The 16,770-nt window shown below is 69.0% G+C and carries 19 protein-coding genes and 1 pseudogene; 4 read left to right on the top strand and 16 right to left on the bottom strand.

Going from position 1 to position 16,770, the window contains the following annotated elements:
• Positions 1–66: 66 nt before the first annotated feature.
• From B1L07_07435 to B1L07_07415, 5 genes are all read right to left on the bottom strand, one after another.
• On the bottom strand, positions 67–1,812 hold the full coding sequence (locus B1L07_07435; protein AUZ54952.1) for a gamma-glutamyltransferase: 1,746 nt from the start codon (positions 1,810–1,812) through the stop codon (positions 67–69).
• On the bottom strand, positions 1,809–2,093 hold the full coding sequence (locus tag B1L07_07430; protein ID AUZ54951.1) for a ferredoxin: 285 nt from the start codon (positions 2,091–2,093) through the stop codon (positions 1,809–1,811). Before B1L07_07430 ends, B1L07_07435 begins: the two co-directional genes overlap by 4 nt.
• A gap of 126 nt (positions 2,094–2,219) precedes the next feature.
• Entirely contained in the window at positions 2,220–2,711 is a 492-nt protein-coding gene (locus B1L07_07425; GenBank protein ID AUZ54950.1) for a hypothetical protein, read from the bottom strand.
• Positions 2,712–2,755: 44 nt separating this feature from the next.
• Positions 2,756–3,262 (bottom strand): pantetheine-phosphate adenylyltransferase, encoded by a 507-nt coding sequence (locus B1L07_07420; GenBank protein ID AUZ54949.1) that lies wholly within the window; start codon positions 3,260–3,262, stop codon positions 2,756–2,758.
• Positions 3,259–3,903, bottom strand: coding sequence for a 16S rRNA (guanine(966)-N(2))-methyltransferase RsmD (locus tag B1L07_07415; protein ID AUZ54948.1), 645 nt, complete (start codon positions 3,901–3,903; stop codon positions 3,259–3,261). The genes B1L07_07420 and B1L07_07415 overlap by 4 nt, the downstream gene beginning before the upstream one ends.
• 167 nt (positions 3,904–4,070) lie before the next feature.
• Between B1L07_07415 and B1L07_07410 the strand changes: the two genes are divergently transcribed.
• Positions 4,071–5,969, top strand: a complete 1,899-nt coding sequence (locus B1L07_07410) for a molecular chaperone HtpG (protein ID AUZ54947.1) — start codon at positions 4,071–4,073, stop codon at positions 5,967–5,969.
• 114 nt (positions 5,970–6,083) lie between these two features.
• On the opposite strand, the gene B1L07_07405 is transcribed toward B1L07_07410, so the two are convergent.
• On the bottom strand, positions 6,084–6,383 hold the full coding sequence (locus B1L07_07405; GenBank protein ID AUZ54946.1) for a hypothetical protein: 300 nt from the start codon (positions 6,381–6,383) through the stop codon (positions 6,084–6,086).
• Between the two features lie 111 nt (positions 6,384–6,494).
• On the opposite strand from B1L07_07405, the gene B1L07_07400 reads away from it, so the two are divergent.
• From B1L07_07400 to B1L07_07390, 3 genes are all read left to right on the top strand, one after another.
• Positions 6,495–7,739 carry a signal recognition particle-docking protein FtsY gene (locus tag B1L07_07400; GenBank protein AUZ54945.1) on the top strand — a complete coding sequence of 415 codons (1,245 nt, stop codon included), beginning with the start codon at positions 6,495–6,497 and terminating at the stop codon, positions 7,737–7,739.
• 77 nt (positions 7,740–7,816) lie between these two features.
• Positions 7,817–8,875 (top strand): A/G-specific adenine glycosylase, encoded by a 1,059-nt coding sequence (locus B1L07_07395; protein ID AUZ54944.1) that lies wholly within the window; start codon positions 7,817–7,819, stop codon positions 8,873–8,875.
• 30 nt (positions 8,876–8,905) lie between these two features.
• A complete protein-coding gene (locus B1L07_07390; protein ID AUZ54943.1) occupies positions 8,906–9,181 on the top strand; it encodes an oxidative damage protection protein in 276 nt (91 codons plus the stop codon).
• A gap of 129 nt (positions 9,182–9,310) precedes the next feature.
• Here the strand turns inward: B1L07_07390 and B1L07_07385 are convergent, their stop codons facing one another.
• From B1L07_07385 to B1L07_07340, 10 genes and pseudogenes are all read right to left on the bottom strand, one after another.
• The gene (locus B1L07_07385; protein ID AUZ56505.1) at positions 9,311–9,811 is read right to left on the bottom strand and encodes a hypothetical protein; all 501 of its coding nucleotides are present in this window, start codon (positions 9,809–9,811) and stop codon (positions 9,311–9,313) included.
• Between the two features lie 234 nt (positions 9,812–10,045).
• Positions 10,046–10,510, bottom strand: coding sequence for a hypothetical protein (locus B1L07_07380; GenBank protein ID AUZ54942.1), 465 nt, complete (start codon positions 10,508–10,510; stop codon positions 10,046–10,048).
• A 136-nt stretch (positions 10,511–10,646) separates the two neighbouring features.
• A complete protein-coding gene (locus tag B1L07_07375) occupies positions 10,647–11,357 on the bottom strand; it encodes a lipoprotein releasing system, ATP-binding protein (GenBank protein AUZ54941.1) in 711 nt (236 codons plus the stop codon).
• Positions 11,350–12,590: pseudogene (locus B1L07_07370) on the bottom strand (ABC transporter permease). The gene B1L07_07375 and the pseudogene B1L07_07370 overlap by 8 nt, the downstream one beginning before the upstream one ends.
• Positions 12,591–12,634: 44 nt before the next feature.
• Positions 12,635–13,063, bottom strand: coding sequence for a hypothetical protein (locus B1L07_07365; GenBank protein AUZ54940.1), 429 nt, complete (start codon positions 13,061–13,063; stop codon positions 12,635–12,637).
• Positions 13,014–13,268, bottom strand: a complete 255-nt coding sequence (locus B1L07_07360) for a hypothetical protein (GenBank protein ID AUZ54939.1) — start codon at positions 13,266–13,268, stop codon at positions 13,014–13,016. The genes B1L07_07365 and B1L07_07360 overlap by 50 nt, the downstream gene beginning before the upstream one ends.
• Positions 13,269–13,380: 112 nt before the next feature.
• Entirely contained in the window at positions 13,381–14,166 is a 786-nt protein-coding gene (locus B1L07_07355; protein AUZ54938.1) for a succinate dehydrogenase iron-sulfur subunit, read from the bottom strand.
• Between the two features lie 18 nt (positions 14,167–14,184).
• Complete coding sequence (locus B1L07_07350) at positions 14,185–15,975, bottom strand: succinate dehydrogenase flavoprotein subunit (protein ID AUZ54937.1); 1,791 nt, start codon at positions 15,973–15,975, stop codon at positions 14,185–14,187.
• Between the two features lie 3 nt (positions 15,976–15,978).
• Complete coding sequence (locus tag B1L07_07345; GenBank protein ID AUZ54936.1) at positions 15,979–16,362, bottom strand: succinate dehydrogenase, hydrophobic membrane anchor protein; 384 nt, start codon at positions 16,360–16,362, stop codon at positions 15,979–15,981.
• Positions 16,359–16,751, bottom strand: a complete 393-nt coding sequence (locus tag B1L07_07340; GenBank protein AUZ54935.1) for a succinate dehydrogenase, cytochrome b556 subunit — start codon at positions 16,749–16,751, stop codon at positions 16,359–16,361. The genes B1L07_07345 and B1L07_07340 overlap by 4 nt, the downstream gene beginning before the upstream one ends.
• Positions 16,752–16,770 lie beyond the last annotated feature (19 nt).

Genomic DNA, 16,770 nt, shown 5'->3' with positions numbered 1-16,770 from the left:
GGCCCCGAAAACGCGGAACCCCGCCATGCGGCGGGGTTCGGTGTGGCATCCGGATGCGCGGGCGGCTCAGTCGCCCTTGCCCATCCTGCGCACCTCGGCGCTGCCGACCGGGTTGCGCGGGTCGCTGCCACCGCTGAGGGTGTTGCTGCGGCGGTTCCATTCCACCGTCTGCAGGTTGCCCCACACGTGGCTGGAACCACGCCCGCCGTCGGCGCTGTCGCCGGGCAGGTCGACCTTGTGGCCCATGGCCTGCAGCTGCCGCGCCACGTCCGGGGTGAACGCGCCGCTCTCGGCCGAGATCTCGTCCGGCAGCCACTGGTGGTGGTAACGCGGCAGCGCGGCGACCTGCTGCGCGTCCAGCCCGGCGTCGTAGCCGAGGATGCCCAGCAGCACCATGGTGATGATGCGGCTGCCGCCCGGGGTGCCGATCACGACCACCTTCTCGTCGTTCTCCATGAAGGTCGGCGTCATCGAGCTGAGCATGCGCTTGCCCGGCTTCGGTGCGTTGGCCTCGTAGCCCATCACGCCGAACGCGTTGGGCGTACCCGGCTTGAGCGCGAAATCGTCCATCTCGTTGTTCAGCAGCACGCCGGTGCCGGCCGGGATGAAGCCCGAGCCGTACAGCAGGTTGACCGTCTGGGTGCCGCCGACGCGGTTGCCTTCGCTGTCGATGATCGAGAAATGGGTGGTCTCGTCATCCTCCAGCGGGGTCGGGTTGCCCGACAGCAGGTCGCTCGGGGTGGCCTTGTCCGGGTGGATGGTGGCGCGCAGGCCCTGGGCGTAGTCGCGGCTGGTGAGCACCTTCTGCGGGATCTGCACGAAATCCGGGTCGCCGAGGAAGAAGGTGCGGTCGCGGTAGGCACGGCGCATGGCCTCGACCACCAGGTGGGTGCGGTGCGCCTCGTCCAGGGCGGCCAGGTCCCAGCCTTCCAGGATCTGCAGCATCGACGCCAGCGCGATGCCGCCGGAGGACGGCGGCGGTGCGGTGGTGATCTTCCAGCCGCGGTAGTCGAACACGATCGGTTCGCGCGCCTTGACCGTGTAGCCGGCCAGCTCGGCGGCGGTCCATTGGCCGCCGGCCTTCTTCACCCCGGCCAGCAGCTTGTTCGCGGTCTCGCCGCGGTAGAAGCCGTCGAAGCCCCTGGCGGCCAGCAGCCGCAGGGTATGCGCCAGTTCCGGCTGCTTGAAGATGTCGCCCTCGGCGATGGGACGACCGTTGCGCAGGTACACCTCACGGGTGCCGGGATAGCGCTCCATCACCTCGCGCCGCGCGGCATAGCCACGCGCCATGCGCGCGTACACCGGGAAGCCTTCGCTGGCCACGCGGATCGCCGGTGCCAGCGATTCGGACAGCGGCAGCCGGCCGTGTTCGCGCGCGACCTGCACCAGCAGCGCCGGCAACCCGGGGATGCCGGCCGACCACGGGCCGTTGACCGAGCGGTCGCGGTCCAGCTCGCCGTTGGCGTCCAGGAAGCGCTCCGGCGTGGCCGACGCCGGTGAGGTCTCGCGCGCGTCGAGCATCACGTCCTTGCCGGTGCGCGCGTCGTGCAGCATGAACAAGCCACCGCCGCCCAGGCCGGAACTGATCGGCTCGACCACCGCCAGCGTGGATGACACCGCCACCGCGGCGTCGAACGCATTGCCGCCCTTGGCCAGGATCTCCATGCCGGCCTTGGTCGCCAGTTCGTGGCCGCTGGCGATCGCCGCGCCGTCGGGGTGCGCGGCCAGCGCCTGCGGCGGCGTCGGTGCCGCCCACGCCGCCGGTGCCAGCACCAGCGCAAACAACAGGAAGGAACGCGCGAAACGTTTCATGCCGAGGGGGTCTCCGGTTCGTACAGTTCGGGGTGGTCGCGCTGCAGCGCATGCAGCTTGGCCAGCAGCTGGTCGTGGGTTTCGGGAATGTCCGGATCCGGGTCGATGCATTCGACCGGGCACACCACCACGCATTGCGGCTCATCGAAATGGCCGACGCATTCGGTGCAACGGGCCGGATCGATCACGTAGATCGTCTCGCCCATCGAAATGGCCTTGTTCGGGCAGGCTGGCTCGCAGACGTCGCAGTTGACGCAGAGCTCATTGATTTTCAGAGACATGGAACGGCTCCATGCCCGCGCCTGCCGGCGGCAGGCCGGCGGCGCGCGGCGCCACCGGCTCGATGCGGCCCGCTTCCGGGCCGGCAGCGGCCGGACATGCGCAAGGCATGCCCGGCCGGGCACGGGTCACTTGGCTTCAACGAAGATGTAATCGGCGCCGGTCGGCTGCACGATGGTCTGCACGCGGGCGTTGTCGGCGGCATCGCCGATGTACACCACGCGCACGCCCTTCATGGAATCGGCCTGCACGCCCTTGAACGCGGTCTCGATCAGGTCGGCCATCTTCGACGAGGCCGACGAACCGAAGGCCAGCATGTTGCCCGGGGACACGCCGCGGCCGATGGCGGCGGTGGCGCTTTCGACCTGGCGCTCGTACTTGGCGGCGAACTCCGGGTCGGACTCCGGCACCAGGTAGTACAGGTACGGGTTGTTGGTGATGTTGCCCATGTTCTGCACGGCCACGGCCTGCAGGTACTTGCGCCAGCCGGCATCGTCGTCCTTGGCCGGGGCCACCAGCGCCTGCTGCGCCTCGGCGGCCGGTGCGGCCTCTTCCTTCTTGCAGGCGGTGAAGCCCAGCACCAGCGAAGCGGCCAGCATCACGCGCATCGTGTTCTTCATGGATCGTCTCCCTCTATTGGATTCGTTACGGCTGTTGGGATGGGTCAGGCGCCAGCGCGGGATTCGCGGGCCCTGCGCAGCGCTTCGAGCACCGTGGCCGGCACGAAACCGGACACGTCGCCTCCCAGCCGGGCGATTTCGCGCACCAGCGAGGAAGAAATGAAGCTGTGCTGTTCGGACGGGGTCAGGAACAGGGTCTCGACCTCCGGGATCAGGTGGCGGTTCATGCTCGCCATCTGGAATTCATATTCGAAATCGGACACCGCGCGCAGGCCGCGCAGCAGCACCCCGGCATGCACCGAGCGCACGAAATGCGCCAGCAGGGTATCGAAACCGACCACCTCGACGTTGTCATGGCGGGCCAGCGCCTCGCGCGCCAGCTCCACGCGCAGCGCGAGCGGCAGCGTCGGCCCCTTGGACGGGCTCTGCGCCACGCCGACCACGATCTTCTCGAACAGCGGCGCGGCCCGGTGCACCAGGTCGATGTGACCATTGGTGATCGGGTCGAACGTGCCCGGATAGACGGCAATGCGCGGGTTGGACGGGGTCATGCGGACGGAGTCGCGTTCAGGTCACCGCGGAGTGTAGCAGCGGCGCGAACGTACAGGGCATAGCCGACATCGCGGGTGGCGCCCTCGCGGTGCAGGCGCCAGTCCGCGGGCGGAAGCGGCGCCGCGGCCGCGGGCGCCTCCACGTACAGCCACGCATCCGCGGCCAGGTGCCGCGGCAGCCGCTCGAACACCTGCGCCCACAGGCCGGCGGCGAACGGCGGATCCATGAACACGATGTCGGCCTGCAGCGGCGCGGCGGTTTCCAGCCAGCGCAGCGCATCGCCGGCGGCAACCTGCACCTGCGCAGCGGCGCCCAGCCGCTCGACCACGCCGCGCAGCGCCGCGGCCAGCGCCGGGTCGCGTTCCACCAGCTGCGCCGAAGCGGCGCCGCGCGACACCGCCTCGAGCCCCAGCGCGCCGCTGCCGGCGAACAGGTCCAGTACGCGCGCACCGGGCAGTTTGGGCATCAGCCAGTTGAACAGGGTCTCGCGCACGCGGTCGCTGGTCGGGCGCAGGCCGTCCAGCGACGGCACCTGCAGCCGCGTATTGCGCCAGCGGCCGCCGATGATGCGCACCTGCCCGTCCCCGCCATGCGCGGGACGGCGGGAGGCCGGAGCGGGAGATCGCGGGGAACGGGGCATGCGAATGGCGGCGGAAACGGGGCCGCATGATAAGCCGAATCGACCGCCGGGCCCGGCCGCGCGTGCGTCCGCAGTGGCCGACGATCTTGAAATCCGCCGACGGGCCCACATCCGTGAGGCCATCGGCCGCCCGCGCGCGGCCTGGCAACCATGGAGCGAACCCGACGATGACCGCCGAAGCCCACAAGGAAACCCGCGGTTTCCAGACCGAGGTGAAGCAGCTGCTGCACCTGATGATCCACTCGCTGTACTCGAACAAGGAAATCTTCCTGCGCGAGCTGGTCTCCAACGCCGCCGATGCCGCCGACAAGCTGCGTTTCGAGGCGTTGACCCGGCCGGAGCTGCTGGAAGGCGACGGCGCGCTGCGCATCCGCATCGAGGCCGACCCGGCCGCGCGCACCCTGACCATCGACGACAACGGCATCGGCCTGAGCCGCGACGAAGCCGTGGCGCACCTGGGCACCATCGCCAAGTCGGGCACCGCCGACTTCCTGAAGAACCTGTCCGGCGACCAGAAGAAGGACGCCAACCTGATCGGCCAGTTCGGCGTGGGCTTCTATTCGGCTTTCATCGTCGCCGACCAGGTCGACGTCTACAGCCGCCGCGCCGGGCTGCCGGCCAGCGAGGGCGTGCACTGGTCCTCGCGCGGCGAAGGCGAGTTCGAGGTCGCCACCATCGACAAGCCCGAACGCGGTACCCGCATCGTGCTGCACCTCAAGGACGGCGAGGAAGGCTTCGCCGATGGCTGGAAGCTGCGCAGCCTGGTCAAGAAGTACTCCGACCACATCGGCCTGCCGATCGAAATGCACAAGCAGGCCACTGGCGACGAGGCGCCGGCGGCGGCGGAGTGGGAAGCGGTCAACAAGGCCAACGCGCTGTGGACCCGGCCCAAGTCCGAGGTCAGCGACGCCGAGTACCAGGAGTTCTACAAGCACATCGCCCATGACTTCACCGACCCGCTGGCGTGGAGCCACAACCGGGTCGAGGGCAAGCTGGAATACACCTCGCTGCTGTACACCCCCGGCCGCGCGCCGTTCGACCTGTACCACCGCGACGCCGCCAAGGGCCTGAAGCTGTACGTGCAGCGCGTCTTCATCATGGACCAGGCCGAGCAGTTCCTGCCGCTGTACCTGCGCTTCATCAAGGGCGTGGTCGACTCCAGCGACCTGCCGCTGAACGTTTCGCGCGAGATCCTGCAGTCCGGGCCGGTGATCGACTCGATGAAGTCGGCGCTGACCAGGCGCGCACTGGACATGCTGGAGAAGCTGGCCAAGGACGCCCCCGCCGATTACCAGCGCTTCTGGAAGGAATTCGGCCAGGTGCTGAAGGAAGGCCCCGCCGAGGACTTCAACAACCGCGAGAAGATCGCCGGGCTGCTGCGCTTCGCCTCCACCCATGGCAGCGACGGCGCGCAGGACGTGGCGCTGGCCGACTACGTTGGCCGCATGGTCCAGGGCCAGGACAAGATCTACTACCTCACCGGCGAGAGCTACCTGCAGGTCAAGGACAGCCCGCACCTGGAGGTGTTCCGCAAGAAGGGCATCGAGGTGCTGTTGATGACCGACCGCATCGACGAGTGGCTGATGAACTACCTGCACGAATTCGACGGCAAGTCGTTCGTGGACGTGGCCCGTGGCGACCTGGACCTGGGCACGCTGGACTCGGAGGAAGAGAAGAAGGCGCAGGAGGAAGCCGCCAAGGCCAAGGAAGGGCTGGCCACGCGCATCAAGACCGCGCTGGGCGAGGACGTGGCCGAGGTGCGCGTCTCCCACCGCCTGACCGATTCGCCGGCGATCCTGGCCATCGGCGAGCAGGACCTGGGCCTGCAGATGCGGCAGATCCTGGAAGCCAGCGGGCAGAAGGTGCCCGAGAGCAGGCCGGTGTTCGAGTTCAACCCGGCGCACCCGCTGATCGAGAAGCTGGACGCCGAGCCGGACATGGACCGCTTCAGCGACCTGGCGCGGGTGCTGTTCGACCAGGCCGCGCTGGCCGCCGGCGACGGCCTGAAGGACCCGGCCGCTTACGTGCGCCGGCTCAACAAGCTGCTGCTGGAACTGTCGGCCTGAGGCCGGTCGCCCCCTCCGCGACGGAGGGGGCCGGTCGCGGCAGGGCGTCCATCCGCGCCCTGCCCGCGGGCGTGACGCCGGCCGCGCCACCCGCACGCGGCGCAAGCCGGGTGGTCAGGCGAACGCGTCGAACAGCGTCCCCAGCATTTCGCTGTTGCGCCGGATCACCACCGCGTTGGCGGCAAAGGCGACTTCATAGGTCCTGGCCGCCAGCAGGTCGGCGGCCAGGTCCGGCGCCCCCTCGCCCGCGGACACCCGCGCGCTGGCGCCGCCACCGGCAAGGGTCTGCACCGCCAGCACCTGCCGCGGCCCCACCGGCTGCACCGGTTGCACGGCGATGTTCTGCGCCGCCACGCGCACGCCCATCACGGCCACGCGCATGCCGGAGGCGGCAATCGAGGGAATCGCGTTCATGCCTTGTCATCGGCCTGCCAGGCGCCGACTTTAGCCCGTTTTCCGCCGCTGCGGACCGGCCGCCGCCAGCGCCGGTGGTAGCATGTGGCCCTACCCCGGTTTTTCTCATCCATGCTCAGTTTTTTCCGTCGCAAGAAGCCGCAGGACGCCCCCGCGGTCGGCAAGCCCCCGCAATTCAGCGCCGAGGAGCTGGCCTCCGCCCTGCCCGCGCCGGCCGAACAGCCCGCGCCGGCGGCCGACCCCGCCGACGCGGCGCCCGCCGCTGACCCGGCGCCGGCCCTGGACCCCGTTGCGCCCGCGCCCGCCATCACCGCGCCCGCGCCTGTCGCAGACAGCACCGCACCCTCCGCGGCGGCCGGGACCGCTGCAGCGACGACGGCCGTGGATGCCACCGACGCGGGCCTGATCCCGGCCAACGCCGCCCCGGCCGCCCCGGCGGGCAAGCCCGGCTGGCGTGACCGCCTGCGCAACAGCGCCTTCGCCCGCAGCTTTGGCGGCCTGTTCTCGCGCAACCCGCGGCTGGACGACGACCTGCTCGACGAGATCGAGACCGCGCTGCTGACCGCCGACGTCGGCGTGCCGGCCACCACCGCGCTGGTCGAAGACCTGCGCCGGCGCATGAAATCGCGCGAGTTCGCCGACGCCAACGCGCTGCTCGCCGCGCTGCGCGCCGACCTGATCGCGCTGCTGCAGCCCGTGGCCCGGCCACTGGTCATCGACCGCGACGCCAGGCCGTTCGTGATCCTCACCGTGGGCGTCAACGGCGTTGGCAAGACCACCACCATCGGCAAGCTGGCCAAGCGCTTCAAAGACGAGGGCCACAGCCTGATGCTGGCCGCCGGCGATACCTTCCGCGCCGCCGCGGTAGCGCAGTTGCAGGTGTGGGGCGAGCGCAACGGCGTGGCGGTGATCGCCCAGGGCCAGAACGCCGACGCGGCATCGGTGGCGTTCGACGCACTGCAGGCCGGCAAGGCGCGCGGCACCAGCGTGCTGATCGCCGACACCGCCGGCCGCCTGCACACCCAGGCCGGGCTGATGAACGAGCTGAGCAAGATCCGCCGCGTACTGGGCAAGATCGACCCCAGCGCGCCGCATGAGGTGCTGATGGTGATCGACGGCACCACCGGCCAGAACGCGCTGAACCAGTTGCGCCAGTTCCACGCCGCCGCCGGCGTCACCGGGCTGGTGGTGACCAAGCTCGACGGCACCGCCAAGGGTGGCGTGGTGTTCGCGCTGGCGCGCGAGTTCGGCATTCCGATCCGCTTCGCCGGCATCGGCGAGCGCCCGGAAGACCTGCGCGTATTCGACCCGGAAGCCTTCGTCGATGCACTGCTGCCGGAGGCGCTGGGCAACTGATGGCCCGCGCAGGAGCGGCGTCCGGCATCGCGGCCGGCGCCACCGATGCAACTCCCGGCACGGGTGCGGGTGCGCGCATGCACCCGTCCACCGATGCCTTTTCCCCGCGCCTGCTCGACTGGTTCGACCGCCACGGCCGCCATGACCTGCCCTGGCAGCATCCGCGCACGCCCTACCGGGTGTGGCTGTCGGAAATCATGCTGCAGCAGACCCAGGTGGCCACGGTCATTCCGTATTTCCAGCGCTTCGTGCAGTCGTTCCCGTCCCTGCCCGAGCTCGCGGCGGCGGACGACGATGCGGTGATGGCGCACTGGGCCGGGCTGGGCTACTACGCCCGCGCCCGCAACCTGCACGCCGCGGCCCGGCGCTGCGTGGAGCTGCATGGCGGCGACCTGCCGCGCGATCCGCAAGCGCTGCTGGCGCTGCCCGGCATCGGCCGCAGCACCGCCGGCGCCATCCTCAGCCAGGCCTGGAACGACCCGTTTCCCATCCTCGACGGCAACGTCAAACGCGCGCTCACCCGTTACCACGGCATCGCCGGCCACCCCGGCCTGCCCGCCGTCGAAAAGCAGTTGTGGGTACTGGCCGCGCAGCACGTGGCGCAGGTGCCGCCGGGACGCATGGCCGACTGGACCCAGGCGCAGATGGACTTCGGCGCCACCCTGTGCAGCCGCGCCAACCCCGCCTGCAGCCTGTGCCCGGTGCGGGATGGCTGCGCGGCACATGCGCAGGGACAGGTGGATTCACTGCCGACGCCAAAGCCCGGCAAGGTGTTGCCCGAGCGCGAGGCCAGCGCGCTGCTGCTGGAGGACAGCCAGGGCCGCATCCTGTTGTGCAAGCGGCCGCCCACCGGCATCTGGGCCTCGTTGTGGACGCTGCCGCAGGCCGACACCGATGCCGCGCTGCGCGCCTGGTTCGCCAGCCACATCGACGGCGACTACGACGCCGCCGACGAGCTGCCGCTGATCGTCCATACCTTCAGCCACTACCGGCTGCACCTGCAGCCGCTGCACCTGCGCAGGGTCGCCCCGCGCCCGCGCGTGGGCGACAATGCCGACCTGCGCTGGGTCGCCCGCGCCGAGCTGCCCTCGCTGGGGCTGCCGGCGCCCATCCGCAAGCTGCTCGACCGCCACTGAGGCGGCCCGCTCCACCGACAGGAACCCCGCATGCCACGCTCCGTCTTCTGCCAGTACGAACAACGCGAAACCGAAGGCCTGGACTTCGTGCCCTACCCCGGCGAACTGGGCCAGCGCATCTTCGCCAACGTCGGCAAGCAGGCCTGGGCGGCGTGGCTGGCGCACCAGACCATGCTGATCAACGAGAACCGGCTGTCGCCACGCGACCCGAAGCACCGCGCGTTCCTGGAGGAAGAGCTGGTCAAGTTCCTGTTCGGCGGCGGCGCGGAAAAGCCCGCCGGCTACGTCGCCCCGGAGCCGGACTGATTCGCTTGCCCAAATGCCGCGACGCCGGGTCATGCCCGGCGTCGGCGCTTCCTGCAAGGCATGAGCGGAGCATGGCCCCGCTCTAACCAGCTCCATCGCACCTGCAGCGCACAGGCGCATCGCCTGTTCCTACAGCGCGGCTGACGGGTCGTTGGCAACCGCCGCGAGCACTGCCTGGCGCCCCTCCGTCCTGACTTCACGCAATTTGCGCCTGGACGCATTCAGCGCCCTCAGGTCCAGCGGCTGGATGCTCTGGATGCGGCACGGGATGGCCATCGACGTCCCGCTACCTTCTACGGACACCTGATCGCTGCCGGCAGCGACATGGCCAAACCGCATGCCTACATGGCCGGTATTGTTGGAAATGCTGATCGCCAGCGCCTTGCTCAGATCCCGGCACGGGCTGTCGAGGGTCAGCAGCCAAGCTTCCGTGGGCTTGGTCCACACCGCGAGCGCGCTGTCGCCGAGCTCGGCCCAACCGTTGAAAGAGCCGAAGTACCGGAAGCTCTCCACCGGTTCACCTGCATGAGCACGGTAGCTCTCCAAACGCTCCGAACTCTTCATCTCGCCAGCCGTCGCATGACCGGCCAAAGCTGCAATACCCGCGACCGCCATCAAAGCACCAAGCATCCTGTTCATGGCACTACTCCTGTCGGATGGAGTCTCATCCTAGCCACAAATGACCGGCGGCGTCTTTCTTTACAAAAATGAACAAAATCGCAGCTACAAATGCCGACCCGGTGGCCGGCAATGCCGCAGAAGAATCCGCTCGCTTCATGCAGCACCGGCCCTGCCTGGAGGCGCCCCGGCGGCAGGCAAGGCATCAGTGGATCATGGTCGCGGCACGTGCCGGCCTGGCGAACGCTACTTAGTATCCGCCGGCTGCTCCGCTTCGCGCTCCTGCAACTTAGCCTCGCGCAGTTCCTTCTCGGACGCGCGCAGCGCCTTCACGTCCAGCGGCTGGATGGTGTCGATCCGGCATGGCACCCGCATCATGTTCGGACCGCCACCACGCACGATCACGCGGTCGAACTTGGCCGATACCCGGCCCATCATGTTGGTGACGCTGATCGCCGGGGCATAGGACAGGTCCATGCACGGGCCGCTGAGGTTCAACAGCCAGGCCTCGTTGGGCTTGGTCCATACCGCCAGCGCGCTGTCGCCGAGCTCGGTCCAGCCGTTGAGCGACCCGAAGTACTGGAAATCCTTCACCGGCGCGCCGGCATGGGCGCGGTACAGCTGCAGCCGCTCGCTGCTGGACAGCTTGCCGGTGGTGGCGCAGCCGGCCAGCGCGGCGACGGCGAACAAGACCATTGCCAGACGTTTCATGACACACCTCCTGTTCGGGAATACTCCGGCCATCTTGCACCGCGGCCGGTGACGCGCAAGCGAGCCGACGCGGCCTGTTCAGCCGGCGGCCGGATCAGGCGGCCTGCCCTGCCGCCCGGGGGGGGCGGGATGGGCCTCAGACGTCGCTGTGCGCCAGCGGATGGAGCCGCGCCTGGCGCAGTTCGAGTACCCGGTCCAGGCGCCGCGCCAGGCCGCGGTCATGGGTGACCAGGACCAGGCTGGTGCGCTGGGCGCGGTTCAATTCCAGCATCAGGTCGAACACCGTGGCCGCGGTCTTGTCGTCGAGGTTGCCGGTGGGCTCGTCGCCGAGCACGCAGGCGGGCCGGTTCACCAGGGCCCGCGCCACCGCCGCGCGCTGGCGTTCGCCGCCGGACAGCTCGCCGGGCTTGTGCTCCAGCCGGTGCCCCAGCCCGACCGATTCCAGCAGTGCACGCGCGCGCTGCTGGGCATCGGCAATATCGGTGCCGCCGAGCACCACCGGCATCATCACGTTCTCCAGCGCGGTGAACTCCGGCAGCAGGTGGTGGAACTGGTAGACGAAGCCCAGCGAAGTGTTGCGCAGGCGCCCGCGCTGCGCGTCGGACAGGGCCGACATGCGCTGGCCGGCCACGTACACCTCGCCGGCGGTGGGCACGTCGAGTCCGCCGAGCAGGTGCAGCAGGGTGCTCTTGCCGGCACCGGAGGCACCGACGATGGCCACCGTCTCGCCCGGCGCCACGTCCAGTTCGAGCCCGTCGAACACCGGCGTGCGCATGCGCCCTTCGGCGTAGGTCTTGGCCAGCCCCTCGGCACGTATCACCGATTCCATGGTCGCGTTCTCATTCATAGCGCAGCGCCTCCGCCGGCTGGGTGCGCGCCGCGCGCCAGGCCGGGTACAGCGTTGCCAGGAAACTCATCAGCAGCGCCACCGCGGTGATCACCACGATGTCGCCGGTCTGCATGTCGGTCGGCAGGCCGGTGATGTAGTACACGTCCTCGGGCAGCAGCTTGATGTCGAAGGTCGATTCGATCAGGCCGAGGATGCGCTCCAGGTTGAGCGTCAGGGTGATGCCGCCGATCACGCCGGCCACCGTGCCCATCAGCCCGATCAGGCTGCCCTGCACCATGAACACCTGCATCACCCGCGCGGGGTCAGCCCCAGCGTGCGCAGGATCGCGATGTCGGCCTGCTTGTCGGTCACCAGCATCACCTGCGAGGACACCAGGTTGAACGCGCCCATCGCCACGATCAGCGACAGCAGGATGCCCATCACCGTCTTTTCCATGCGCAGCGAGTGGTAGAGGTTGGCGTTCTCCTGGGTCCAGTCGCTGACCCGGTACATGCCCTCCAGGTTCAGCGCCAGGTCGCGCGCCACGGTATAGGCCTGGTCCATGTCGTGCAGCTTCAGGCGCACGCCGGTGACCCCGTCCACCCGCAGCACCCGTTCCAGGTCCTGCATGTTGACGAACGCCACGCCGCGGTCGATCTCGTTGGAGCCGGCCTCGAAGATGCCGCTGACCTTGAAGCGCTTGGTCCGCGCCATCGCCCCGACCGGGGTGCCCTGGATCTCGGCCAGCGTCGCCACCACGCTGTCGCCCACGTCCACGCCCAGCCACAACGCCAGCTCCTTGCCGAGCAGGATGTTGAACCCGCCCGGCTGCAGGCTGTCCAGCGCGCCCTTCTGCATCTTTTCGCCCAGCACCGACACCTTCGGTTCGAGCGCCGGGTCCACGCCCTGCACGATCGCGCCCTGCACCCGCGGGCCGGCCAGCATGCCCTGGATCTCGATGTAGGGCGCGGCACCGGCCACGCGCGGGTCGCGGCTGGCCACGTCCACCGCGTGCTGCCAGTTGCGCATCGGCGCGCCATCGGCACTGACCGTGGCGTGCGCGGACATCTGCAGCAGGCGGTCGCGGATTTCCTTCTGGAAGCCGCTCATCACCGCCAGCGTGGTGATCAGCACGGTGACCCCGAGCGCGATGCCGAGGATCGAGGCCATGGAGATGAAGGAGATGAAGCCGTTGCGGCGCTTGGCCCGCAGATAGCGCAATCCGATTGCGACGGGTAAGGGTCTGAACATGCGCGTGTGCCGATGGAGTGGCGCCATGTTGCCATTCCCGCCGGCTAACGGGAAACGGCATGGGCGCGCACGGCCAGTCGCAGTTCACGTCGACCGGCGCGGGGCAGCGTGTCCGGCCAGAACAGCAGTTGCCCGCGTCGCCCGCCACTGCGCCAGCGCAGCACCAGCAGCGGGCCGCGCTCGAGCAGCTCAAGCGCCTGGACCGCGCCGCCGTCGACCTCGGCCGCAGCCGGCGCGGGCGGCACCCGCAGCCGCCGCACCGGCTGGCGCAGCCCGCGCCGCGCCATGCCCAGCCCGTGGCCTACGGCCAGCAGCGCCGCCGGCCATGCAACGGCCCGCGCGAGCCCGCAGTTCAACAGCGCGATGGCGCCCAGCAGGCCCAGCAGGCACATCGCGCCGGCCTGCCAGCGCGAGGGCCGCCACTCACAGCGGAAGGGTGCGGATATAGTCCAGCAGGGCCGCCTGCTGCGCATCGGGACAGGCCTCGTAGCCCATGGACCAGCGCCACAGTTTGTCGTCTTCGGTTTCCAGCAACTGCAGGAAAACAGCGCGCTCGGCTGTCGGCGCCTGCCCCCAGCGCTGGTCAAGATAGCGCCCGAACAGCTGGTCCAGCTCGCGCATGCCGCGCCGGCAGCGCCAGCGCAGCTTCTTCAGTTCGATCTCGTCTTCAGGGCTCATCGCTCACCTGCCGATGCCACGGCCGGACCGTGGCGTAAACGAAGACGGCACCGGCCCGAGGGACCGGTGCCGCCATGGCCGCGATGCGCGGGGCATCGCGCGGGCCGGCGCATCAGGCGCGGCGCGCCATCATCAACTTCTTGATCTCGGCGATCGCCAGCGCCGGGTTCAGCCCCTTCGGGCAGGTCCGGGCGCAGTTCATGATGGTGTGGCAACGGTACAGCTTGAACGGATCCTCCAGATCGTCCAGCCGCGCACCGGTGTCCTCGTCGCGCGAATCGATGATCCAGCGGTAGGCCTGCAGCAGGATCGCCGGGCCCAGGTAGCGCTCGCCGTTCCACCAGTAGCTCGGGCAGCTGGTCGAGCAGCAGGCGCACAGGATGCACTCGTACAGGCCGTCGAGCTTCTTGCGGTCTTCCGGCGACTGCAGCCGCTCGCGGTCCGACGGCGCCGGGGTCTGGGTGCGGATCCACGGCTTGATCGACGCGTACTGCGCGTAGAAGTGGGTCAGGTCCGGCACCAGGTCCTTGACCACGTCCATATGCGGCAGCGGGTAGATCGGCACCTCGGCCTTGGTGCAGTCGGCGATGGCGCGGGTGCAGGCCAGCGTGTTGGTGCCGTCGATGTTCATCGCGCACGAACCGCAGATGCCCTCGCGGCAGGACCGGCGGAAGGTCAGGGTCGGGTCGATCTCGTTCTTGATCTTGATCAGCGCGTCCAGGACCATCGGGCCGCACGCGTCGAGGTCGACCTCGTAGGTGTCGGTACGCGGGTTCTGGTCGTCGTCCGGACTCCAGCGGTAGATCTTGAAGGTGCGCACGTTCTTGCCGCCGCTCTTGGCGGGGAAGTGCTTGCCCTGGGTGATCCGGGAGTTCTTCGGGAGTGCAAATTCAGCCATGTTCGTAGGTTCCCCGGATCAGTAGACGCGCGGCTTCGGCGGCACGACGGCGACGTCGTCGGTGAGCGTGTACATGTGCACCGGACGGTAGTCGAAGCTGCACTTGCCCTTCTCGTCGACGGTGACCAGCGTGTGCTTCATCCAGTTGGCGTCGTCGCGCTCCGGATAGTCCTCGTGCGCGTGCGCGCCTCGGCTTTCCTTGCGCTGCTCGGCCGAATTGATGGTGGCCACGGCGTTGAGCAGCAGGTTGTTGAGCTCGTAGGTCTCGATCAGGTCCGAGTTCCAGACCAGCGAGCGGTCGGAAACCTTGACGTCCTGGAACGAATCGAACACCTCGGCCATCTTCGCGCAGCCTTCGGCCAGCGTCTTGCTGGTGCGGAACACCGCGGCGTCGGCCTGCATCGTGCGCTGCATGCGGTCGCGGATCACGGCGGTCGGGGTGTCGCCATTGGCGTGGCGCAGCTTGTCCAGCAGGCCCAGCGCCTTGTCGCAGGCATCCGAACCCAGGGTCTTGTGCGGCGCGCCCGGCTTGATCGTCTCGGCGCAGCGGTTGGCCACCGCGCGGCCGAACACCACCAGGTCCAGCAGCGAGTTGGAGCCCAGGCGGTTGGCGCCGTGCACCGACACGCAGGCCGCCTCGCCGATGGCGTACAGGCCCGGCACCACCGCATCCGGGTTGTCGCCGACCTTGCGCACCACTTCGCCGTGGTAGTTGGTCGGGATGCCACCCATGTTGTAGTGCACGGTCGGGATCACCGGGATCGGCTGCTTGTGCACGTCGACGCCGGCGAAGATCCGCGCGCTCTCGGCGATGCCCGGCAGCTTCTCGTCGATCACGCCCGGGCCCAGGTGGGTCAGGTCGAGCAGGATGTGGTCCTTGTGCTCGCCGACGCCGCGGCCTTCGCGGATCTCGATGGTCATCGAACGGCTGACCACGTCGCGCGAGGCCAGGTCCTTGTAATGCGGTGCGTAGCGTTCCATGAAGCGCTCGCCGCTGCTGTTGCGCAGGATGCCGCCTTCGCCGCGCACGCCTTCGGTGATCAGGCAGCCGGCGCCGTAGATGCCGGTCGGGTGGAACTGCACGAACTCCATGTCCTGCAGCGGCAGCCCGGCACGGGCCACCAGGCCGCCGCCGTCACCGGTACAGGTGTGCGCCGAGGTGGCGCTGAAATAGGCGCGGCCGTAGCCGCCGGTGGCCAGCACCACGCCATGGGCGCGGAACAGGTGCAGGGTGCCCTCGGCCATGTCCAGCGCCAGCACGCCGCGGCACACACCCTCTTCGTCGAAAATCAGGTCGAGCGCGAAGTACTCGATCATGAAGCGCGCGTTGTGCGCCAGCGACTGCTGGTACAGGGTGTGCAGCATGGCGTGGCCGGTACGGTCGGCGGCGGCGCAGGTGCGCTGCGCGGACGGGCCTTCGCCGTACTTGGTGGTCATGCCGCCGAACGGGCGCTGGTAGATCTTGCCGTCCTCGGTGCGGCTGAACGGAACGCCGTAGTGTTCCAGCTCGATGATCGCCGGGATCGCCTCGCGCACCATGTACTCGATCGCATCCTGGTCGCCCAGCCAGTCCGAGCCCTTGATGGTGTCGTAGAAGTGGTAGCGCCAGTCGTCCTCGCCCATGTTGCCCAGCGCGGCGGAAATGCCACCCTGCGCCGCCACGGTGTGCGAGCGGGTCGGGAAGACCTTGGTGATGCACACGGTCTGCAGGCCCTTCTGGGCCAGGCCGAAGGTCGCGCGCAGGCCGGCGCCGCCGGCGCCGACGACCACCATGTCGACCTTGTGTTCAGTGATGTTGTAAGCGGACATGTATCAGTTCCCAAGCGCGACGCGGGCGACCGCGAAGATGCTGACGATCGCGCCGAGCACGGCGACGAACTTGACCGAGGTCTGCAGGGCCAGGGCCAGCAGCGAATTGTGGATGTAGTCTTCGAGCACGACCTGCAGGCCGAGCTGGGCGTGCCAGAACATGGCCACCAGGAAGCCGACCAGGGCGATCGCGTTCCACGGCTTGGCCACGGCGGTGACGGCGGTGACGTAGTCGGCGCCGATCAGGCTCAGCACGAAGCACAGGAACCACAGGGTCAGCGCCACCAGCGCGGTGGCGGTCAGGCGCTGGTGGATGAAGTGCATGGTGCCGGACTTGGCGCTGCCGAGGCCGCGCGCGTTCTTCAGCGGGGTGCGGAAATTGTTCATGCGGCGCCTCCGAAGCAGACGTAGGCCCAGACCAGCGCGGTGATGACCAGCGAGCCGATCACCGACAGCCAGCTGCTGCGGATGAAGGTCGGCTTGCTGTAGCCGATGGCGAAGTCCTGGACGATGTGGCGGATGCCATTGCACAGGTGATAGGCGAAGCACCAGGTCCAGCCGAACAGGATCACCTTGCCGTACCAGGCGCTGGCATGGGTGGTGAAGCAGTTCCAGGACTCGGGGCCCATCATCAGGGCGAGCAGGCCGCCGGCAATGATCAGGGCTCCGACGGACAGAACGATGCCGGTGGCTCGATGCAGGATCGAGGTGGCCATCTGGATCTGCCAGCGATACACCTGCAGGTGCGGAGAAAGGGGGCGGGGTCTGTTCGCCATTCGCTGACTCGTTATCTCG

Origin of the sequence: Stenotrophomonas acidaminiphila (assembly GCA_002951995.1) — a bacterium.
In the GTDB taxonomy this organism is placed as follows: Bacteria; Pseudomonadota; Gammaproteobacteria; order Xanthomonadales; family Xanthomonadaceae; genus Stenotrophomonas; species Stenotrophomonas acidaminiphila_A.
Note: the sequence above shows the minus strand (reverse complement) of the source record. Positions and strands in the feature narration are given on the sequence as shown.